Source organism: Gloeomargarita sp. SKYB120, from assembly GCA_025062155.1.
Taxonomy (GTDB): domain Bacteria; phylum Cyanobacteriota; class Cyanobacteriia; order Gloeomargaritales; family Gloeomargaritaceae; genus Gloeomargarita.
In genome coordinates, this window is the sequence record JANXAM010000012.1 from 35,427 (window position 1) to 57,084 (window position 21,658).

General features: G+C 59.5%; 19 protein-coding genes. 11 read left to right on the plus strand and 8 right to left on the minus strand.

Annotation, left to right across the window (positions count from 1 at the left end; genetic code table 11):
• Window positions 1–8: 8 nt before the first annotated feature.
• Together NZ705_06120 and NZ705_06125 are read left to right on the plus strand one after the other, a co-directional pair.
• Window positions 9–3,758, plus strand: a complete 3,750-nt coding sequence (locus NZ705_06120; GenBank protein ID MCS7292537.1) for a response regulator — start codon at window positions 9–11, stop codon at window positions 3,756–3,758.
• Window positions 3,759–3,809: 51 nt separating this feature from the next.
• A complete protein-coding gene (locus NZ705_06125; GenBank protein MCS7292538.1) occupies window positions 3,810–4,790 on the plus strand; it encodes a GTP-binding protein in 981 nt (326 codons plus the stop codon).
• On the opposite strand, the gene ylqF is transcribed toward NZ705_06125, so the two are convergent.
• Window positions 4,787–5,635: a ribosome biogenesis GTPase YlqF gene (ylqF, locus tag NZ705_06130; protein ID MCS7292539.1), complete on the minus strand. Its 849-nt coding sequence runs from the start codon at window positions 5,633–5,635 to the stop codon at window positions 4,787–4,789. The genes NZ705_06125 and ylqF overlap by 4 nt on opposite strands.
• Window positions 5,636–5,711: 76 nt before the next feature.
• Here ylqF and infB point away from each other — a divergent pair, with 76 nt between their 5' ends.
• Window positions 5,712–8,354, plus strand: coding sequence for a translation initiation factor IF-2 (infB, locus tag NZ705_06135; GenBank protein MCS7292540.1), 2,643 nt, complete (start codon window positions 5,712–5,714; stop codon window positions 8,352–8,354).
• On the opposite strand, the gene mfd is transcribed toward infB, so the two are convergent.
• The 5 genes from mfd to NZ705_06160 form a co-directional block, all read right to left on the minus strand.
• Window positions 8,351–11,710, minus strand: a complete 3,360-nt coding sequence (mfd, locus tag NZ705_06140; protein MCS7292541.1) for a transcription-repair coupling factor — start codon at window positions 11,708–11,710, stop codon at window positions 8,351–8,353. The genes infB and mfd overlap by 4 nt on opposite strands.
• 1 nt (window position 11,711) lies before the next feature.
• A complete protein-coding gene (locus NZ705_06145; protein ID MCS7292542.1) occupies window positions 11,712–12,152 on the minus strand; it encodes a hypothetical protein in 441 nt (146 codons plus the stop codon).
• A 32-nt stretch (window positions 12,153–12,184) separates the two neighbouring features.
• The gene (gene hemH / locus NZ705_06150) at window positions 12,185–13,354 is read right to left on the minus strand and encodes a ferrochelatase (protein MCS7292543.1); all 1,170 of its coding nucleotides are present in this window, start codon (window positions 13,352–13,354) and stop codon (window positions 12,185–12,187) included.
• A gap of 76 nt (window positions 13,355–13,430) precedes the next feature.
• Window positions 13,431–14,648, minus strand: a complete 1,218-nt coding sequence (locus tag NZ705_06155; protein MCS7292544.1) for a VLRF1 family aeRF1-type release factor — start codon at window positions 14,646–14,648, stop codon at window positions 13,431–13,433.
• Between the two features lie 46 nt (window positions 14,649–14,694).
• A complete protein-coding gene (locus NZ705_06160; protein MCS7292545.1) occupies window positions 14,695–15,516 on the minus strand; it encodes a M48 family metallopeptidase in 822 nt (273 codons plus the stop codon).
• 106 nt (window positions 15,517–15,622) lie between these two features.
• Between NZ705_06160 and NZ705_06165 the strand changes: the two genes are divergently transcribed.
• The 3 genes from NZ705_06165 (at window position 15,623) to NZ705_06175 (ending at window position 17,556) form a co-directional block, all read left to right on the plus strand.
• Window positions 15,623–16,192 (plus strand): hypothetical protein, encoded by a 570-nt coding sequence (locus NZ705_06165; protein MCS7292546.1) that lies wholly within the window; start codon window positions 15,623–15,625, stop codon window positions 16,190–16,192.
• A 15-nt stretch (window positions 16,193–16,207) separates the two neighbouring features.
• Window positions 16,208–17,020, plus strand: coding sequence for a carbohydrate ABC transporter permease (locus tag NZ705_06170; GenBank protein ID MCS7292547.1), 813 nt, complete (start codon window positions 16,208–16,210; stop codon window positions 17,018–17,020).
• Between the two features lie 80 nt (window positions 17,021–17,100).
• Entirely contained in the window at window positions 17,101–17,556 is a 456-nt protein-coding gene (locus NZ705_06175) for a hypothetical protein (GenBank protein ID MCS7292548.1), read from the plus strand.
• On the opposite strand, the gene rseP is transcribed toward NZ705_06175, so the two are convergent.
• Entirely contained in the window at window positions 17,553–18,629 is a 1,077-nt protein-coding gene (gene rseP / locus NZ705_06180; GenBank protein ID MCS7292549.1) for an RIP metalloprotease RseP, read from the minus strand. The two genes, NZ705_06175 and rseP, sit on opposite strands and share 4 nt — an antisense overlap.
• 152 nt (window positions 18,630–18,781) lie before the next feature.
• Here rseP and NZ705_06185 point away from each other — a divergent pair, with 152 nt between their 5' ends.
• The 5 genes from NZ705_06185 to NZ705_06205 all read left to right on the plus strand — a co-directional run bounded on the left by NZ705_06185 (window position 18,782) and on the right by NZ705_06205 (window position 21,326).
• A complete protein-coding gene (locus NZ705_06185; protein ID MCS7292550.1) occupies window positions 18,782–19,450 on the plus strand; it encodes a cytochrome b6 in 669 nt (222 codons plus the stop codon).
• Between the two features lie 43 nt (window positions 19,451–19,493).
• Window positions 19,494–19,976 carry a cytochrome b6-f complex subunit IV gene (gene petD, locus NZ705_06190; GenBank protein MCS7292551.1) on the plus strand — a complete coding sequence of 161 codons (483 nt, stop codon included), beginning with the start codon at window positions 19,494–19,496 and terminating at the stop codon, window positions 19,974–19,976.
• Window positions 19,977–20,075: 99 nt separating this feature from the next.
• Complete coding sequence (locus tag NZ705_06195) at window positions 20,076–20,165, plus strand: cytochrome b6/f complex subunit VIII (GenBank protein ID MCS7292552.1); 90 nt, start codon at window positions 20,076–20,078, stop codon at window positions 20,163–20,165.
• Between the two features lie 3 nt (window positions 20,166–20,168).
• Window positions 20,169–20,627 (plus strand): tetratricopeptide repeat protein, encoded by a 459-nt coding sequence (locus NZ705_06200; GenBank protein ID MCS7292553.1) that lies wholly within the window; start codon window positions 20,169–20,171, stop codon window positions 20,625–20,627.
• A complete protein-coding gene (locus tag NZ705_06205) occupies window positions 20,628–21,326 on the plus strand; it encodes a precorrin-2 C(20)-methyltransferase (GenBank protein ID MCS7292554.1) in 699 nt (232 codons plus the stop codon).
• Here the strand turns inward: NZ705_06205 and NZ705_06210 are convergent.
• On the minus strand, window positions 21,307–21,657 hold the full coding sequence (locus NZ705_06210; protein ID MCS7292555.1) for an iron-sulfur cluster assembly accessory protein: 351 nt from the start codon (window positions 21,655–21,657) through the stop codon (window positions 21,307–21,309). The two genes, NZ705_06205 and NZ705_06210, sit on opposite strands and share 20 nt — an antisense overlap.
• Window position 21,658 lies beyond the last annotated feature (1 nt).

Below are 21,658 nucleotides of genomic sequence, written 5' to 3' on the forward strand. Positions count from 1 at the left end.
GTTGAGCCATGGACGCCGAACAGCACAAGCGGATTCTCGGCTACTTTCTCCAGGAGACGCGTGAGCATCTAGCGCTGTTGCAGCAGGCGGTCACGGTTTTGGAGCAACAGCGTCCGTTTCAGGCGTGGGCGCAGGTGCCGGATTGGTTCCGCGCTGCTCATTCCGTTAAGGGTGGAGCGGCCATGCTCGACCTGGAAGGGGTGCAACAGGTGGCCCTGCGGCTGGAGAACTGTTTGAAGATTTTGCGGGACTGCCCCCACCAACGGCCCGTGGCCTTGAGTCCTGAAGTGGTGGATTTGTTCCGGCAAGGGCTAGGGGCGCTGGAAACCCTGGTTCACCACGTCGAGCAGACTGGTGAGTTGCCCTTTGAAGTAGGGCAGTCGGTAGTATTGGCCCACGAGCCAGCCTTCATCCAACTGGAGGCCCTGTTGCAGATTGCGGTGCAGGGCGAAGGCCTGCCAATGACTTGGGAAACACCAGTGACAACGGCGGCAGAAGAACTGGATTTCGATGCCCTGTTTGCCGAGCTTGACCAGCCCACCAGCACGGCAGCGGTGACTCCCGAGGCTCCGGCCAACACGCCTGAAGATTTGGCGACGCTGGCAGAGCTGTTCGCCCTGGAGTCGGAAACCACATCCCCAGCCGACGCGCCCAGCGATGAAGAGTTGGGAGCTTTGGCGGAATTGTTTACCCTGGGCGAGGACCAACCGGCTCAAGCTAGCGACCGGGATGACGCGGCGGCGGACTTGCCAGCACCTGAGGTTCCGGCTGAATCAGCGCTTGACTGGGGTGATGCCAGCGCCGCGTCGGATAGAGACCAGACTGAACCTTCGACCGGGGAAATACCGGCGGAGACAGGGGATTTGAATGTGGACGCTGCGCCGACTCTGGAGGACCTGGAGGCGTTGGCTCTCGAAGAGACACCGACCCAAGAAGCTGTGGATTGGGTGACGGAAACTGAAGCTGAGCTGGCGGATTTGGACGAATCCAGCGCGACTTTGGGTGAGCTGAACCTGGAAATGGCCGAAGCACCGGCCCTGGAGAACCTAGATTTTGGGGCGACGTCAACCGAGGGCGCCCTGGATTGGCCTGCAGAACCGGGTGAAGTACCGGAGTGGTTGGACTGGGCGGAAACCGAAGCTGCTTTTGGGGAATTGAACCTAGAAGTGGACACAGGGCAGACTGTGGATGACCTGGAGACGTTGGCCCTTGACGAGGCGCTGACGCAAGCGGAGACCGAAACGCCAGAGTTGCCTGATTTGGCGGGCTTTGAGGAGGCGGAAACTGAACTCACCGGGGAGGAAGAGAGCCAGGCGCTTGACAGCGAGATGACGCTCCCAGCAGAACTGGCAACGGATGCGTCGGGGTTGCTGGGGAATACGGCGGCAGAGCTAGAAGCAGCCCTGGCGAGTTTTGCCCAGCCGGAAACCGAAACAACGACCCCTGAACCGCCGCCCGAAGGTCCTATCGCCGATTTTGACCTGGAGCAGGAATTGGCCAACTTGGACGACCTAGCGGCAACCACGGCGCCTGACTTGGCCGAGGACCTGGATTTTGACCTGTCGGAAACGGGCGAATTGACCTCGGAGGATGACCTTGGGTTGCCAGAAGTTGACGACTTGGAAGCCGTTTTGGCCCAGGACCTGGCGGCGGCGTCAGACGACGTGGGCGAACTCGAGCAATGGCTCAGCGACGTGGAGATGCCGGCGGATTTGCCCGACATTGATGCCATTGCCCAAGAGCTGAGCGTGTCTACCCCGTCAACGGCGGCGACTCCGCCGGAACCCGTGCCGACGGCTGCTGAGGAGCCGGCGACCCCGAGTAGCTCTCTCTTGGAGCAGACCATGCGGGTGCCGGTGCGCCAGTTGGACAACCTGAGCAATTTGATCGGGGAGTTGGTGGTGTCCCGCAACACGCTCAGTGAAGACCAGAACCGGTTGCGGCAGTTTTTGGAAAATCTGTTGCACCAGGCGCACCAGTTGAACGACCTGAGCCAGCGGATGCAGGACCTGTACGAGCGGTCGCTGCTGGAGGGGGCATTAAGTGCCGGTCGCAGCGGTGGTTCCCGCTTGGTTGAGGCGGGCGGGAGTACCCAGCACAGCACCGGAGCCGAGTTTGACGCCCTGGAGATGGACCGGTTTACCGGCTTTCACGTCCTGTCCCAGGAGATTGCCGAACGGGTCTTGCGGGTGCGGGAGGCGGCGGCAGACATCGAGTTTATGGTGGAAGCGATAGAAGAGGTAGTGCGCAGCTTCCAGCGGATTACAACAGGTCTGCAGGAAGGAATCAACAGCGCCCGGATGGAGCCGTTTTCGCGGGTGACAGACCGGTTGCCACGGGCGGTGCGGAACGTGGCCCTCAAGTGTGGAAAGCAGGTGCAGTTGGAAATCGAGGGCCGGGAGACGCTGATTGACAAGATGATTTTGGAAAAGTTGATGGACCCGATGACCCACCTGGTGAACAACGCCATCGTGCATGGGATCGGGACGCCTGCGCAACGAACCGCCGCCGGGCAATCGCCGACGGGACGGATTGTGATCCGGGCGGGGCATCAGGGCAACCAGACGGTGATCACGGTCAGCGACGACGGGGTGGGGATCAATCCCGACCGGGTAAAGGCCAAGGCGATTGAGCGGGGGTTAATCACCCCCGAGCAGGCCCAGTCCATGAGCAAGCAGGAAGTTTATCAGTTGCTGTTCATGCCGGGCTTTAGCACCAAGGACCAGGCGGACGAGTTTGCCGGTCGGGGCGTGGGCTTGGATGTGGTGCGCAAGAACCTGGCGGAAATCCGCGGGACGGTGGTGGTGGATTCGGAAGTGGGCAAGGGAACGACGTTCACGATTCGTCTGCCCTTGACCCTGAGCATTTCCAAGTCGTTGCCTTGCCTAGTGAGCCATGCGCGGGTGGCCTTCCCAATGGACGGCGTGGCGGACGTGCCGGTCGAGGTGACGCCGCAGATGATCACGACGGGACCGGACGGCAAGCCCTTGCTGGAGTGGGCGGGCCAGCGGATTCCCCTACGGCGCTTGAGCGAGTTGTTGCACTTTGGGCGCCTGCTGGGACGAGGGAATATCTACGGCACTAGCACCCAGGAGGGCATGGCCATCGTGGTGGTCCACAGCTTGGGACGCTACGTGGCCTTCCAGGTGGATCAGGTGCTGAGCGAGCAGGAGGTGGTCATCAAGCAACTGGGCGGGCCGGTGAAAAAACCCCTGGGGATTGCCGGCGCGACGATCCTGGGGGATGGCCGGATTATGATGATTGCCGACGTGCTGGAGCTGGTGGATTTGGCGCTGGGGCAGATGCCGCCGCCGAGTTTGCCGCTGTGGCAAGCGCCGACCATCATCGAGCCGGAGACCACCGACGAACCCACGGTGCTGATCGTGGACGATTCGATTACGGTGCGGGAGATGCTGTCCATGACCTTCAGCAACAAGGGGTATCGCGTCGAGCAGGCGCGGGACGGGCTGGAGGCCTGGGAAAAACTGCAGGATGGGTTGCCCTGCGACTTGATGTTCTGCGACATTGAAATGCCGCGGATGGACGGGCTGGAGTTGCTCTCGAAGGTGCGCCGCGACCCCAAACTCAAGGACTTGCCGATTGCCATGCTCACATCGCGGGGGGCGGAACGGCACCGGCAAATGGCGATCCAACTGGGGGCCAACGCCTACTTTACCAAGCCCTACCTAGAGGAAACGCTGCTGGAGGCGGCACGGCGGCTGTTGCAGGGGGAAAGCCTGGTCAAACCCGCCAACTAACCGCTGCCAGACCTACACTACAATGAGAATCATTATTACAGGTAGGGGGCCATGACCGCAGGAATGGATGTGACCTTGCCCAAACGGGGGTTACCGGTTACCATCATCACGGGATTTTTGGGCAGTGGCAAAACGACGTTGCTCAACCACATCCTGCAAAACCGGCAGGATTTACGGGTGGCGGTGCTGGTGAATGAGTTCGGCGACATCAACATTGACAGCCAGTTGCTGGTGGCAGTAGAGGAGGGAATGATTGAGCTGAGCAATGGCTGCATCTGCTGCACCATCAACGACAGCCTGGTGGAGGCGGTATATAACGTCCTGGAGCGGCGGGAACGGGTTGATTACCTGGTGGTGGAAACGACAGGGGTGGCCGACCCCTTGCCGATTGCCTTGACGTTTTTGGGGACAGAACTGCGGGATTTGACCCGGCTGGACTCGATCTTGACCGTGGTGGATGCGTCGGCTTTTGCCCCCGACCTTTTCCACAGCGAGGCGGCCCTGAGTCAACTGACCTATGGGGATATCATTTTGCTCAACAAAATTGACCTGGTGACCCCCGAGCGGGTGCAGGAGTTATCGCAGCGCATCGGCGAGATGAAGGCGGGGGCGCGGATTCTCCCTGTGACCTACGGCAAGGTGCCGTTGCCCTTGATCCTGGGGGTGGAATCGCCCCATGACCAACTTCAGACGTCGTCAGGGCCGCATCACCATGACCATGCGCACCACCACCATTCCCATCACTTGGAAAACGACGGGTTTGTGGCGGTGTCTTTTACCAGCGACCGGCCCTTCAATTTGGAAAAGTTTCAGTTTTTCCTGACGGACCAATTGCCGACGACGGTGTTTCGGGCCAAGGGGATTTTGTGGTTCGACCGGAGTACCTTGCGCTATATCTTTCAACTGAGCGGCAAGCGCTACAGCTTAGACGTGGACGACCGGCCCATTCCCCCGCAGAATCAACTGGTGTTTATCGGGCGGGACCTGGACCGGGAAGCGCTGCTGCGGGATGTGACCGCCTGTTTGGTCTAGGGGGGCAGCTCTAGGGCAATTTGGCCAAGAAACCCTTGGCGGAAGTCCTGCAGGAGTTTTTGGGCACAACGGTGCAGGTCGCCTCGGAAGTCCCGCTCGGCTAGGGCGGCTAGGAAACTTTCCGGCGTATGGGCCTGTGGATCCAACCGGTAGCGTCGCTGTAAACCGTCAGGGGGCTGGCGCGCCTGGGATGGCAATTCCCACAGCCGCACTAACAGCGCGCACGCGACCAGGGCGTGGTCGTAGACGGCTTCACTGATGTCGTCGCAGATTGCCAGGTGCACGGCGGCCTGCTGGTCGTCCAGGCGGGGGGGTAACAGACCTGGCGTGTCCAAGAGTTCCAAATCGCCGCCCAGGCGCACCCACTGGCATTGCCGCGTGACTCCTGCCTTAGCGGCACTGGCGGTCACCCGTCGGCCCAGCAGGCGATTGATGAGGGCAGATTTGCCTACGTTGGGACAGCCCACGACTGCGACCCGCACGGCACGCGGGAGCATTCCCCGACGTTGCCGACGGCTGTTCACGCGCTCACCCACCTGCGCTAGGGCGCGCCGGAGTTGCTCTAGTCCCTGTCCCTGGCGAGCTTCCGTGAGCAGGACGGGCCGCTCCGGGGTTTGGAGCGCTGCTAACCACTGTTGACCGACCGCTGGGGGAATCTGGTCCCGCCGGTTCAACACTACCAGACCGCTGGCGGCCACCTGCTGCAACAGGGGGTGGGTGCTACTCGCCGGAATCCGGGCATCCCGTACCTCCACCACCACGTCCACCCGCTGCAGGTGTTCCCGAAGCGCCTGAACCGCCCGCGCCATGTGACCGGGGTACCACTGCACAGGGGACAACGGCATAGAACGGCCAGGATTTACAATAGACAGAGACTCAAGCTGGTGACTTTCCTATTATCGCGAATCAGGGCGGCTGGGCATGAGCAACGACCGTATCCGCATCTACGACCTCTCCCGCGAACTGAACTTGGACAACAAGTCGGTACTGGAGCTGTGCGACCGACTGCAGGTCCCCTACAAGACCTGTAGCAGCACAATCAGCGAGCAGGATGCGGACCGGATTCGCCGCGCAGCCCAGCAGAGCCGTCTCAGTTCAGCGCGTCCCGCTTCTCGCCAAGCAGCCCCCAAGCCCGCCGAACCGACGCCACCCAAAAGCAAAGAACTGCAAATTCGCAGCTACAGTTACCGACAAAAGCCGGAAGCGCCGGCGGCGCCAACGTCGGCACCTAGTAAACCTGAAAAGCCCGAGGCACCGCTGCGCCGAGAAACGCCCCGACCCACGCCACCTCAACCACGGCCCCAGCGACCGATTTTGAAAAGCCCGGAAGCGCCGAGTAAACCAGTGGCTCCCGTGCGGCGGGAAACGCCCCCGCCGGTCCGTCCTGAACCAGAACCCAGCACGGTGGAGGTGGTGTTGTTTCCGCCTAAGGTCAAAACCGACAGCAAAGCGCCGGCCAAGCGCAAGGACCGGGAAGTGGAATTGGCCGATGAAGAACGGGAAAAAGCCAAGCTCAGCGCCGCCTTCAAGAGCAAACGCCGCCAGCGGAGCCGCGACTTTGACGATGACGAGGACTTGGACCTATTGGAACTGGAGACCACCAGCAGTAGCAGCCCAGACCCAGCCCACAGCACCGCCAGCATTTACCTGATGCGGCCGCCCAAACCTAAACCCACCAGTCCAGTGACGGTGAAACCCCAACCCCGACCGTCCAAACCGCACCGTCCTGAACCGTTGCCGGCCCGAGTCACGGCGCCACCACCGCCAGAACCTACAAAGCCCGAGTTCATCGAGGTGACCGGTAGCCTGACCGTACAGCAGTTAGCGGAACAACTGGTGGTGCCAGCTACTGAGATCATCAAAACCCTGTTTCTCAAGGGCAAGATGGTCACTGTCACCCAAACCCTCGACCTGCCCACCATCGAACTGGTTTGCCGAGAGCTAGGGGTCGAAGTTATTACGGCGGAGACCGACACCAGCACCGCCGCCCGCAAGGAAACGGAGATGCTGGAGGCCGCCGACTTAGAGAACCTGCAACGGCGCCCACCGGTGGTGACCGTCATGGGGCACGTGGACCACGGCAAAACCACCCTGCTGGATGCAATTCGCAAAACGCGAGTGGCGGCGGGCGAAGCGGGGGGCATTACCCAGCGCATTGGCGCTTACCACGTGGATGTCCCCCACGAAGGCACGACCAAGCGCATCGTCTTTCTGGACACGCCGGGCCACGAAGCGTTTACGGCCATGCGGGCGCGGGGTGCCAAGGTGACCGATATTGCCATCCTGGTGGTGGCGGCGGACGATGGGGTGCGGCCCCAAACCATTGAGGCCATTCGCCACGCCCAAGCGGCTAAAGTGCCCATCATTGTGGCCATCAACAAGATTGACAAGGAAGGTGCCCAGCCGGAGCGCGTCAAGAATGAGCTAATGCAGTACGGTTTGGTGCCGGAGGAGTACGGCGGCGACACCATCATGGTGCCGGTAAGTGCCCTGAAGGGTCAAAACCTGGACACCCTATTGGAAATGGTGTTGCTGGTGGCGGAGGTGTCCGACCTGTACGCCAACCCCGACCGTCCGGCCAAAGGCACGGTGATTGAGGCGCATCTCGACCGTACGCGGGGGCCAGTGGCGACCCTACTGGTGCAAAACGGGACCTTGCGAGTGGGGGATGTCCTGGTGGCCGGAGCGGTTTTTGGGAAAGTGCGGGCGATGGTGGACGACCGTGGTCAACGGTTAGAAGCGGCGCCCCCCTCGTCGGCAGTGGAGGTCTCTGGTTTGACGGAGGTGCCCATCGCTGGGGACGAGTTTGAGGTCTACAGCGATGAGAAACAGGCGCGGGCGGTGGCGGAGGAACGGGCGCAGCAGGAACGCAATCGGCAACTGGCCCAGCGGCAGATTACCCTGGGGACACTGTCGCAGCAGGCCCACGAAGGCCAGCTCAAGGAACTGAATTTGATTCTCAAGGCGGACGTGCAGGGGTCTGTTGAGGCCATTGTCAATGCCCTGAAGCAACTGCCCCAGCAGGAGGTGCAACTGGGGATTCTGCTGGCGGCGCCGGGAGAAATCACTGAAACGGACGTAGACCTGGCGGCGGCTAGCAAGGCGGTGATTGTGGGCTTTAACACCACCCTGGCCCCTGGGGCGCGCAAAGCGGCAGACGCTGCAGGAGTGGACATCCGCGAGTACACCATCATCTACAACCTGCTGGAGGATATCCAGGCGGCGATGGAGGGGCTGCTGGAGCCAGAACTGGTGGAAGAGTCCTTAGGTCAAGCGGAAGTGCGGGCGGTGTTCCGTCTCGCCAAGGGGGTGGTTGCCGGATGCTACGTGCAATCTGGCAAGCTCCAGCGCAACTGTTTGATGCGGGTGCGGCGCAACGGCCAGGTGGTCTGGCAAGGCACGCTAGATTCCCTGCGCCGGCACAAGGACGACGTGCGGGAAGTGGCCGCCGGGTTTGAGTGCGGGGTGGGCTGTCAGGATTTCCAGGACTGGCAGGAAGGGGACGTGATCGAGGCCTATACGCGGGTGACCCAGCGGCGCAAGCTCACCGGTACAACCGCCTAGGCCTGCATCTGCTGGAACCACTGGTGCAGTTGGGCCAACTGTTGTCCTGGTGGCAAGGTTGCCAGGCCCCGCACCGTAATTTTGCCAGGGCGATAGACGAAGCGGGAATGCAACTGGGGAGACAGCCGCCGTAACAGCTCCTGCCAGGCCGGCTCCGCCATGCCAGTTTCCAAAATCACGTGGGGCGCCTCGGGACGGATGCGCCGGATGCCCATTTGTCGGGCCAACAATTTCACCCGCATCACCAGCACCAACTGCTCGACCGGCGGGGGAAGTTCACCGTACAGACGGCACCAGGCGCTAGTGATCTGGTCAATGTCGGCCTGGGTTGTGGCAGCGGCCAGGTCGCGGTAGGCTTGCAATTTCAACTCCACGTTGGGCATGTAGCTGGCCGGGATAAAGGCGGTCACGTTCAAATCAATTTGGGTGTCATCCACTGTGGGAATCTGGCGGCCCCGCAGTTCTTCGAGGGCCTCCTGCAACATCTCCAAGTACAGGTCAAATCCAACAGCGGCAATATGTCCCGATTGCTCTGGCCCTAGCAGGTCGCCCGCTCCCCGAATGTCCAGGTCCCGCAGCGCTAGTTGGTAGCCAGAACCCAGATGGGTAAATTCTTGGATGGCCTGCAAGCGGGCCTTGGCTTCATCGGTGAGCTGTTCATTTCCTGGAAACGTCAACCAGGCATAGGCTTGCACTCCCGTGCGTCCCACCCGACCGCGCAGTTGGTAGAGTTGGGCCAACCCAAACCGGTGCGCGTCCTCCACAATGATGGTGTTGACGCGGGGAATGTCCAGCCCCGATTCCACGATGGTGGTGCAGACCAGGATGTCCGCCTCGCCGTTGCTAAACGCCAGCATGGTTACCTCCAATTCCTCTGGGGGTAACTGCCCATGCGCGACCAGGATTCTCGCGGTCGGGAACATCTGGCGAAGCTGGGCGACGGTGGTTTCCATGCCCTCGATGCGCGGCACCACGTAAAACACCTGTCCGCCCCGGTCGAGTTCCTGGGCAACGGCGGCGCGAATCGTCTCTGGCTGGTAGGGCACCAGACGGGTTTTGATCGGGCGGCGGGAAGGCGGGGGCGTGTTGATTAAACTCATGTCCCGCAACCCCGAAAGCGCCATGGACAAGGTGCGGGGAATCGGTGTGGCGGTTAGAGTCAGCACGTCCACCGACGTCTTCATCGCCTTGATTTTTTCCTTGTGGTTGACCCCAAAGCGCTGCTCCTCGTCCACCACCAGCAGTCCCAAATCCCGAAATTGAACTTCAGGGCTCAGCACCTGGTGCGTTCCCACCACGCAGTCAATTTCACCGGTTTTGAGCTTGGCGATGATTTGCTTGCGCTCCTGAGGACTGCGGAACCGGTTCAGCAGAGCAACGTGAATGGGGTAGGGGGCAAAGCGCTCCTTGAGGGTGTGGTAATGCTGCTGGGCCAAGACCGTCGTGGGGGCTAAAAACGCCACCTGTTTGCCCGCCATCAGCACTTTGAAGGCCGCCCGGATTGCCACCTCCGTCTTGCCAAACCCCACGTCGCCGCAAATCAAACGGTCCATGGGCCGGGGCGATTCAAGGTCCGCTTTGACGGCTTGAATGGCCTTGGCCTGGTCGGGGGTCAAGGGGTAGGGGAACGAGTCTTCCAACTCCTGTTGCCAGGGCGTATCAGGGGGATAGGGCGGGCGGGTTTGCGCGGCGCGTTTGGCGTAGAGTTCTAGCAAATTGACCGCCAGTTTTTTCAAACTCTTGCGGACTTTCTCGCGGGTTTTTTCCCAAGCTTTGCTGGCCAAGCGGTGTAATTCCGGTTTGGCACCCCCGGCGCCGCGATAGGGCGACAGCACCCCCACCTGGTCCACCGCCACGCGCAATTGGCCATCGGCATATTGCAACACCAGGTACTCCCGCGTTTGGTCCCCCACCTGCAAGCGTTCGAGACCCAGAAATTGCCCACAGCCGTGATGCCGATGAATCACATAATCGCCCGGTTGCAGCCGGTTGGGGTCGAGCGTCAGGGAGCGGGTCGAGCGGCGACGGGGCTGCAATGTCGGTGAGCCGAGCCGGTGTTGCCCAAACAATTCCCGGTCCGTGACCACCAACAGCCCCAATCGGGGGAGCCACAGGCCCTGCAGTTCTGCCAGACCGCTGTATTTCAAAACCACTGGCATCCGCTCTCGCCCTAAACGTTCAATCGCCGCTAAGTCCTGGGCATTGGGCACCACCTGCACCGGACAATCGTGCTCCTGGAGCACGGCGGCGCAACGCGCGGGCTGGGCTGACAAAATCCACGTGCGACAGTGTTCCCGCTGTTGCCGGATGAATTGCGCCAAAGGAGCAAATTGATGCGGGTGCCGGGGAATCGGGCGAGTTTCTAGGTTGATGCCAGCGCCGGTACTCCATTCGTAGCAGTGGATTTGTCGGTAGGACGCGAGTCGGGTTTGGAGCGTCTCCCAATCCCAGTGCTGGAGCGGTGTGTCGGGTTGCCATTGCTCTTGGGCATGTTCCCACCAGCGCTGGTGGTGCTGCTGACACTGGAGCGGTTCATCCAGCACCACCAGCACCTGCGCCGGGAGATAGGCCAGCAGGGAATCCATCTGGGGAAACGCCTGTCCCAAAAACCGTCGGTAACCCGTCAAATCGGGCACCAGGTCTGGCAGTTGCCAGCGCACCAACGCGCGATAGTCCACCGGTGCGACCCACACCTGGTCAAGGGGCGTCAAGGGGCGTTGGGTTTGGGGGTCAAACGCCTGCAGCGTTTCCAGCGCATCGCCCCACCACTCCAAGCGAATAGGCCACTCCTGGGTCACTGGATAGACATCCACAATGTCTCCCCGCCGGCTCCACTGGCCTTCGGTTTCAACCTGGTCCACCCGTTCATAGCCCAGCGCCGTGAGTTTTTGACTCAGGTCCTCGAGGGAGGGGCAACTAGCTTTGGTCAGGGTAAGGCCGATGGAGTCGAAGATGGATGCCGGAGGGAGATGGGGTTGCAGCGCCCGGTCAGTGGTGACCAAGACGGCAGGGGGCTGGCCTGTTTGGAGTTCCCGGAGCACTTGCCATTGTGCCCATAGCACCTCCGGTTCAGGGTCAAAGGGTTCGTAGGGCGAGGCTTCCGTCGTGGGATAACTGCCCACTCGCAACTCCCCCATCTGTTCTGCCAAGGCCGTCCACTGGGCTGCTTCCTCTAAATTGGCTGTGATGACCAGTAACGGTTGACAGACAAGGCGGGCCAGAGCGCTGACCAACAACACCTTTCCCAAGCGGGGTAAACCGGCCAGCACCAGGGGCTGTTCAGAAGACAGGGACTGCGCCCACGTTTGCACCAGGGGGAGTTGCGCTAGGTATTGACACAGAGAAGCACAGGTCATCCTAGAGCCAACCGACCAACATCAACGCTAGACCGCGCGAATGATCAATAGAATCATGCCCACAATCAAAGCCACCGTACCACCCGTGATGATGGACTAGCCGGTCATTGGCCTTTTGATAGGTTTCCATGCGGTCATTGAACTTCGTCACTTCCACCCGCAGTTCGGATAGGTCTCGGGCGATGGTTTCTACCCGTTGGTTGGTCTGTTCTACTTGCTGGGCAAGTGACTCCACCCGCTGATTGGTCTGCTCCAGTTGGTGAGCGAGTGATTCCACCCGTTGGTTGGTCTGTTCTACCTGCTGGGCAAGTGACTCTACCCGCTGGTTGGTCTGTTCCAACTGATGGACTAACGTTCCCACCTGTTGGGCTAGGATTTCAATTTGCCGCGTGTTTTGAGCAACGTTTTCAGCAATGGTTTCCAGCGTAATCGGACTGCTCATGGGGCTAGCCTCTGTACCACTCCCATCTTAAATCACCGCATCAAACCCACCAGATGCAACGGTCCCCATCCCGTAATCCACTCGACCAGCAAAGCTAAAAAACCGAGCATCGCCAAGCGCCCATTCCAGACCTCCGCCGTCGGCGTCAGGCCCCATTCCCAGCGCTCCTGGGGGTAAATCTTCACCGGTTTTTGGACGTTAATGACCTGGTTGAGCAACACCGGTGGCGCTGCAACGGCTTCTATCACTGCCTCGGCCAAATCCTGAATAAACCGGGGATGGGTATTGAGCGCGGGCACCCGGTGGAAGTTGATAATCCCGCTGTGGTGAGCCAACTCCCGGTATTCCTGGTCAATTTCCTGCAACGTTTCAATGTGCTCCGACACAAAACTGATGGGAATCACCAGCAAATCCCGCACCCCTTGAGCCGCCAACGCTGGAATCACATCCTCTGTGTAAGGTTTGAGCCATTCTACGGGTCCCACACGACTTTGGTAAGCCAGCGTGTAGTCATTGGGACGGTCAAGCGCTCGCACGATGAGTTCCACCGATTTTTCAATCTGCGTTTGGTAGGGGTCGCCCTCCTGGTCCACATAACTGCGGGGGACGCCGTGGGCGCTAAACAACAAATGGACGTGCTCAGGCGCCGGCAAGGCGTCAAGCGTTTGACGAATCAAATCAACCATCGCTTCAATGTAACCCCGGCGCTGGTACCAGTAGGGAATCACCGTGTGTTCAACCTGAGATAAATAAGTACCTGCCTGGCGCAGCCGTTCCAACAACCGCAGGCTCGACCCGCTAGTGCTGATGGAGTAGTGGGGATACAGGGGTAAAATCACCAGTTTTTTAATCCCATCCCGTTCCATGGCCGCCAACGCCTCTTCCGTAAACGGGTGCCAGTAACGCATCCCCACATAGACGCGCGCCGGGCAACCCATCTGGTGTAATTGCTGCTCTAGAGCCTGGGCCTGCTGTTCGGTAATCCGGCGCAGGGGCGACCCGCCACCAATCCGGCGATAGTTTTCACAAGAGCGCCGGTGACGCATCGCAGCAATCAACCAGGCCAGCGGCTTTTGCAACCAGGGAAACGGCAACCGGATGATTTCCGGGTCCGCAAACAGGTTGTAAAGAAACGGCCGTACATCCTCTAATTTTTCCGGCCCCCCTAAATTCAGCAATAGAACACCCAACTGCTGGCCCACGACCCCTGCCCCAGTCCTGCGATTTTTTACATTTATTTAAGTTTAGCCTAATTTTTTTCACCTGCCAGCCGCAGCTTTACCAGCGCAGCAGGGCCGCCATCCCGCCCATCTCTTTGAGTAAGCGCTCCTCCGCTGCGCCCCGCACAAATTCCAGTTCGGTCCCGTAGCTCGCTGCCAGCGCTAGGACGTGCTCCCGCAGAGCGACTGCTTCCGGCTGTGCACACACCACCTGGGCAATCTCCGGCGTTGCCGCCACAAACCCGTCTTCGGGACAGCGCCAGACCGTAATATCCAACGACCAGGGCAAAATCCAGCGCCGTACCCGTCCCAGTTGGAGCGCATCCAACACCGGGTCAATGCCCCACAAACCGGGCTGTTCCTGCACTTGGTTCAACAGCGCCAGTTCCTGTTGCCGCTCCACCTCGCAGAGCACCGGTTCCACCCGCCGCCAGATTTGGTCAATCGCTTCCTGATGCGCTTCTGGCCACAGGGGCAACCGGCTTACCACCCGTTGCTGCAACCGCCGGCTTAGGTAACTTTCGAAATGTCCTGTTTGCCAGTGCTCACCGATCAACACCAACCGCCCAATCCGTAACCGTTCGACGGTTTGTTCCAGCAGATGCGCCAGCCGGTGATAAAACGCATGCAACCAAGCATCTACCCGCGCCGCCGTGCGTTCCTGGAGCGAAAGTTTATCGCAGCGCCCGCCCGGGGTAGCCGAACGCGCCCGCCAGGTTGCCGCAATTCGCTCACTCAAGGTCTGGAGTTGTTGCCACTCGTCTTGGCTGATACCTGTCAATAACTCGTCTTCTTCCCGAATTTCATCCAAAAAAACTTCAAAAAATCGCCAGCGCGCTCCTTCGAGCAGCAAAATTCCCGTGCGTTCGTACTCATCCACCGCCAGCCACAAGGGGGTGAAATAGGGCGCACCGTAACGTGCTTCCACCCGTCCCTGGCGCAAATCTACCACCGGCAACTCCACCTGCAAATCTAACCGTTCCGTATGGAGATGGCCATGCCCATCCCGATAGGCAAAAAGGGCAAGGGTACGAGCGTGGGGCCATTCAGCCTCCAACAGGGCATACACCTGGTCGTACAATGGCTGGTCCCGTTTCCCGTGACGGTCCCGAATCTCCGGCAGATGCTTCAAGGTTTGGTCAATGCGTTTGAACCAGGCGCCATTGGCGTTTTCCGGTTTGGCAGGGTTGACATCAGCATACAGGGATAAGACGCCTTCTTCAGCACTCGCCGCCCACTGCCGTAACCGCTCCAACTGGCTTTCAATCGTCAACATCTCTCCCTAACCCACCCACTGACGATAACCGCAACCGAACTAGCTTTTACTCCGCCTCATGACCAGCCGCCAGCAATTGCCGGTATTCGGGACTTTGGCTCCAGCGGTCAATCTCTTGGGCGCGCAACACCGGCACGGGATGGGTCAAGGGCAACGACCGGGTGAGCTTCAGCCAATTCCACCCCTGCTGGTCATAGGCCCGCGCCTGCGCCAAGAATGCTTCACCGTTCAATTGCCCGGCCAGACTCGGCGAACCACCGGCCAGCTTCATCAACACATTCACCACTACCTGTACATCCTGAGCCACCAGCAACGCCGCCCGGTCACAACTCAACTCCGCACAGCGCAGCCACTGCAACAATGACGCCTGCAACCCCTGGGCCAACCACAATCCCCAGTTGGGAATCTGTCCCGCCGCCAGCACCAGCAAATTTGCCAGCGTCAAGTACACCCCATGCTCACACTTCAAATGTCCCAGTTCATGGGCCATCACCGCCTGAATCTCCGCCGGCGTCAACAGCTCCACTAGACTCGTATGCAGCACAATAAACGGTTTGTGGCCCTTGACTGCTAGGGTATAGGCATTGGGTTGGGGGTGCTGGCGTACATACAACTGCGGTACATCAATGTCTAAAATACGACAGGCTTCCTGCAGCAATTCATACAGCCAGGGCAATTGACGAACCCCCACCTGCACAGCGCTGGCCATGTTTTCCAGATAGAACCATTCTTGAGCCGCCGTCCCCAGGGTCAATCGCATTAGCATGTCCAGGCCGGGAATTCGCTGCAACGCCTGAGTGGCTTCCCGGTCGAGCGGGTGACGAAACTGCTCTGCCCGTAGCCCCAGCAACCGCCGCTTTTGGCCCATGGCTCTTGTGTTTGACAAAGACATCACGTCCAGTCTAGCACAGGCGAAAAACCGGCTTTTTGGCTCTATACTGGCAGGAAAGCCACCGGGAGCGCCCGACCATGCGATGGCCAGTTTTAACCGTGCTAGCGAGCTTGACCCTGCCAATGAGCTGGTACCCTTCCAGTTGCGGCCCATAGGCATAGAACGGGCAGTCCGTCGGCAAAATCAAACCCCCTTTGTGCCCTTGGCGATGCCGGTGAAGTTGAACTTGGTCAGGGAGTTGCTCAAGCCCAAGGTTCCCCCACAAACCCTGCAAAGCCTGGATTTGAGTTCGCCGATTAGTTTAACGGTTGCCAATTCCGTCATTCCCGACAAGGCTTTTCTCGGTTTTTTTCTACCTGAATACGTCGCTCCCTATAAAAACAGCGCCACCCTTGCCGGCAACGCCGCTCAGCTCCAAGTCTTTTTGAATGCCCTGTCGCCGGGATGGTATGTCTTTGATTTCTACATTGACACTTACCAAGAAATGAACCTGAAATTTATCAAGTTTGCAGCCGATGGGGATGCGCAAGAGCGACTGGTTAAACCAGGCAAAGGTCAGCACCAACTTTTTGTAAGTCAAGTCACCAAACCCGGTTGGTATGTATTTCAGTTGTCCCAGGATATAAGGAGTATGGAATTTTTATCGGGTTGATATGTCGCAGGTGAAATGAACACTCCCTGGGTCGGTTCAGCTCAACTAGCTCCATCCCGACTGCTTTTGTGGCTCAGCACGCTGGTGTTGGGACTAGGGGCAATCGTGGTGCTCTGGCCGGGATGGGTGGTGGTGCAAACGTCATTGCGTCCTGGATGGCACTGGCAAAATTACGTCTCTGCCTGGCAACAAGCCCAGCTTTTACCGGCTTTTATCGTTTCAGCGGTTGTAGCGGTCGGCGTGGTCATCACTCAAGGCTTGACTTCAGTGCTGGCCGGGTATGCGCTGGCTCGCTACCAGTTCACCGGGAAAAACCTGGTTTTGGCGTTGGTAATTGCCAGTATTGTAGTGCCGTTGCCGGTGCTGGTGATCCCGGTTTTTCTCATCCTGAAAACGGCGGGGTTACTCAACACGATATGGGCCTTAATTCTACCCAGTAGCGCCAGTGGATTTAGTATTTTTTTACTGCGCCAATACTTTCTCACGATTCCGGTGGAACTCGAAGCCCAGGCAATGATTGATGGGGCCAAACCCTGGCAAATTTTATGGGAAATTATCTTGCCCTTGTCGCGCCCAGCCCTGGTCACGGTGGGATTGCTGGCCTTTATCGGGGAATGGAATGACTTATTCAAACCGCTGGTGTTTACCACTCGTCCCGAACTGCGCACGGTGCAGTTGGCGTTGGCCGGTTTGCAGGAGCAATTCACCAGCGACTGGGCAGTTTTGATGGCGGCTATTGTTCTGGCGACGCTCCCGATTGTCGTGCTCTTTTTGTGGGGGCAACGGGCGCTGCTACAGGGGATCGCCACTGCTGGTCTCAAGGGCTAGCGGAGTTAACAAGGTTACAGCAGGCCGGGGGCATAGGGTGTCATAATAAAAGGATGGTTTATCCCCCATGGGCCGAAGTCATGGTTTACCGCAGCTGGTTATTGACGTGGTTATTGGGGATACAACACCGGCTAGGCCAAGGCTGGCATCAACTCTGGCAGTGGTTGCGCTGGTTGTGGTTTCGACCGCCGGCGCCACCGGCGCTAGCCACCAGTACCCTGACCACTGCATCGCCACCCAAACCCTCCTGGCGGCAATGGCTACAAAAACTCTGGCAAAAACTCCGGCGTTTTCCCTTGCTGGGCGCTGCTCCGAAACCGGAATCTTTGCCTGGTGCGACGCCCGCCCGACCCTTACCCATCATTGCCCCCTCACCTGTCTTGCCTGAACCCACCCTGGAAGTTCCCTCCGTCGTGGAAAGTTACGAACCCCACTGGCTCGAGCAACTGCTGCGCTGGTTGGATGAAACACTGTATTTCTGGGAGTGCAAGCTGCGGGACTTCTGGCATTGGCTGCGGGGATTTCTCTTTGGTTAGGAGCCGACTAGGCGCACCGTATCGCGGATGATCAGAAAAACGCCCAACCCCAGCAGGAGTAGCAGCCCTGTTTGCACAACGCTTTCCTGCAGCTTGGGAGGCAAGGGACGACCGCGCAGGGCTTCAATTCCCAGTAGAAGTAATTGACCCCCATCCAACGCTGGCAAGGGCAAGATGTTGATGACCGCCAGATTGATACTAATCAATGCGGAAAACTGCAGTAGGTTCTCCCAGCCTGATTGCGCCAACCCCGCTCCCATGGCCACAATGGCCACGGGTCCGGCAACCTGGTCGGCGGTTTGTTGGAAATGCTGCAGTAGTTCCCAATAGCCGCGCAACGTACTGCTTAGCAATCGGTAAAACTCCTGCGCTCCCAACCCAATGCCGTCCCACAGATGGCGCGCATGGCGTATCTGTACCTGAACATTTTCTTGCAACTGCACACCAATCCGGCCACGACCGCTGGGCGCCAATTCGGGAACCACCGTCACCGTCAAGCGAGTTTCCTGGCGCTGAAGCTCCAGCCGAACGGGTTGATTAGGACGGGATTGAATCGTCTGCACCACGTGGTCCACAGCGGCTTTGCCGGTTGGGAGAGGGGTTCCGTCCACCGCCACGATGACATCGCCCGCTTTCAAGCCGGCGCGTTGGGCGACCGGACTCATTTCCACCGCAATCTGGGGCACCCGCACGCCCGGTTGATAGACCAGTTGGGGTAGGCCAGCGGTCAGCACCTGGGTCGTCAAGATAACGTAGGCGAACACCAGATTGGCCAGGACACCAGCGCTCATCACCCAGGCGCGGTCCTGAATCGGGCGGTTGCGCAACAGGTTGGGGTCCTGACTAGAGATCGGACTATTGGGGTCGTCATCGGGAAATCCCACGTATCCCCCTAGGGGAATTGCCCGCACTGCGTATTGCACCTCCTTGCCCTGGTAGGACCACAGGGCCGGGCCAAACCCTAGGGAAAACTGGCTCACCCGTATCCCCAGGAGCCGCGCTACTAGGAAATGCCCCAGCTCATGCACCAGAACCAGCAGGGCTAAAACCCCAATCGCCGCCACAACAGACATGCAATCCGCGCCCCCAATGTCCTATCCGACCTATCTTAACCCAGTTTCGCCCGGGATGGGGTTGGATACCAGACGCCAGGGATTTGCGGTACATTAAAGGATGTAAACAAACGGGGTATTGACCCGCACCCACTGTTTGAGATACTGCACTTATGTTTACCAAACAAGTAACCGACTCTCCGTTGTTCAAGTGGTTCGACGAACGCTTGGACTTGACGGCGATTTCTGACGATGTTGCCAGCAAGTATGTACCCCCCCATGTCAATATCTTTTACTGCTTGGGTGGCATTACATTGACTTGCTTTTTAATCCAGTTCGCCACGGGGTTCGCCATGACCTTTTACTACCGGCCCACGGTGGCGGAGGCGTTTAACTCAGTGGCCTATATCATGACCGAGGTGAATTTCGGCTGGTTGATCCGCTCGATTCACCGCTGGTCGGCCAGCATGATGGTGCTGATGATGATCCTGCACGTATTTCGCGTGTACCTGACCGGCGGCTTCAAAAAACCCCGGGAGTTGACCTGGGTTACGGGCGTGGTGCTGGCGGTGCTGACTGTGTCGTTTGGGGTCACCGGCTACTCCCTGCCCTGGGACCAGGTGGGCTACTGGGCGGCCAAGATTGTGACGGGTGTGCCGGAGGCGATTCCGGTGGTCGGTCCGATGCTGGTGGAGCTGCTGCGCGGGGGCGTGGCGGTGGGCCAGGGAACCTTGACCCGCTTCTACAGCGCCCACACCTTTGTCCTGCCCTGGTTGACGGTGGTGTTCATGCTGATGCACTTTTTAATGATTCGCAAACAGGGCATTTCTGGCCCCCTATAAGCTGACGCTGTGTTAGGCTAATCCCATCTGCAAGGAGAGTCCTATGTCCAATATCAAAAAACCGGATTTATCCGACCCCAAACTGCGCATGAAACTGGCCAAGGGTCTGGGTCATAGTTCCTACGGGGAACCGGCCTGGCCGAACGACTTGCTGTACATCTTCCCCATCGTGATCATGGGGACGTTTGCCTGCATTGTCGGCTTGGCGGTGCTCGACCCCAGCATGATCGGTGAGCCGGGTGACCCCTTTGCCACACCCTTGGAAATCCTGCCGGAGTGGTATTTCTATCCCACGTTCCAGTTGCTGCGCATCCTGCCCAACAAGCTGCTAGGGGTGCTGGCGATGGCGTCGGTGCCGGTGGGTCTGGCGCTGGTGCCCTTTATCGAGAACGTCAACAAGTTCCAAAACCCCTTCCGGCGACCGCTGGCGACCACGGTGTTTTTGGTGGGGACGCTGGTGACGATTTGGCTGGGGATTGGGGCGACGTTGCCCTTGGATAAGGCCCTGACATTGGGCTTGTTCTAGGTCTGACGGGAATACCGTGGCGGTGGGGAGTTGGGCGGCTTCTCACAGCTACGGTATGCCTTTTGGTAAACTGGGTGACAATCGAGTGGGGCAAACGCGATGGATATCATCTCTCTGGCTTGGGTGGCCTTGATGGTAAGTTTTACGTTTTCGATTGCCCTGGTGGTCTGGGGGCGCAACGGGTTCTAGGGTATGACCGACGCCTACCGGCAGGGCCTGCGGGCGATGGAAGCAGGGCGCTATCGGGAAGCGGTAACGGCGCTGAAATCGGCTTTAGAGGCGCAGCCCCATGACCCGCAGATTAAACTTTGGCTGGCGATGGCCTACGAAGCGCTGCAGGAGTGGGGGCTGGCAAGGGACCTGTGCCGGGAGTTGACCACCCACCCAGACCCGAAAGTCCGTCAGCAAAGCCAGCAAGTGCTCTACATCCTGGAGGCGCCCCGATTGCGCCGGCGGTCAGAATGGGTGAATCGAATTCCCTTGCTAACCGAGGAAGCAGCGGTCCCCTGGCGGGTGGGGATACCGAAAAAAGTGAAACCACCAGAGGAAGACCTGCCGCCGCCCCGTTCCGTGGCCCAGAGCAATGGCTTTGTTCCCCTGGCGTTAGGCGCCCTGCTTATCCTGCTGGTATGGTGGGGCTGGGTCGGGTAAATGCCAGGAACGCTCTACGGGGTCGGCTGCGGCCCCGGCGACCCTGAGCAAATAACCATCCAAGCCTGGAAACTCCTGCAGCAAGTGCCGGTGGTTGCGGTGCCCCAGGGGTCGAAACCAGACCTGGGTATCGCAGCCCAGATCGTTCAACCCTGGTTGCCCGCCAGCACTCAGCTTCTCCCACTGGAATTGGCCTTTAGCAGCGACCCGGCCTTGACAGAGGCCCGCTGGCGCCAAGCCATTGCCCAGCTTTTGGTTCCCCTGCAACAGGGCCTGGACGTGGCCTTTGTCTGCGAGGGGGATAGCACGTTCTACAGCACTTTTGGGATGCTGACCCGTTACTTGCCGCCGGACATTCCCCGGCGTTGGATTCCAGGGGTATGTTCTCCTTGTGCGGCGGCGGCAGCGCTAGGGATGCCGTTGGTACAACAGCAGGAACGGTTGCTGGTGGTGCCGGCTCTGTATCACCTGGAGCAGTTGGCAGACGCCTGCGCCAGCGCCGAAGTGGTGGTCCTGTTGAAAATGGCCCGTTATTACCGGGACATCTGGCGGTGGTTGCAGACCCAGGATTTGTTGACCCGCAGCTATGTAGTGGAGTGGGTGGGCTGGCCCCACCAAAAAATCTACAGCGATCTACGGGCTTACCCCGACTTGGACCTATCCTATTTCTCGCTGATGGTCATTCGGTCGTCAGGCTGAAGGAGTGGCCGCAACTGCAGGTGCGCCGGGCCTGGGGATTCTGGAAGCGAAAACTGCCCCCCACCAAGTCCTCCGTGTAGTCCAGCGTGAGACCCGCCAGCAGGGGTTGGTGTTCCCGCCGCATCACTACCTGCATCCCAGCCATTTCAGCAACGAGGTCGGTGTCCAGGAGTGCTTGGTCCAGGGGTTCCAGAGCCAAATGGTAGGCATAACCGGCACAACCGCCAGGAACCACCGCCAGCCGCAGGCGAGTTGCCACTTGACCCGTCCGGCGTTGCCACTGCTGAAGCGCTCCAAGGGCCGCTGGAGTAAGACGCATGTTGATTGTCATT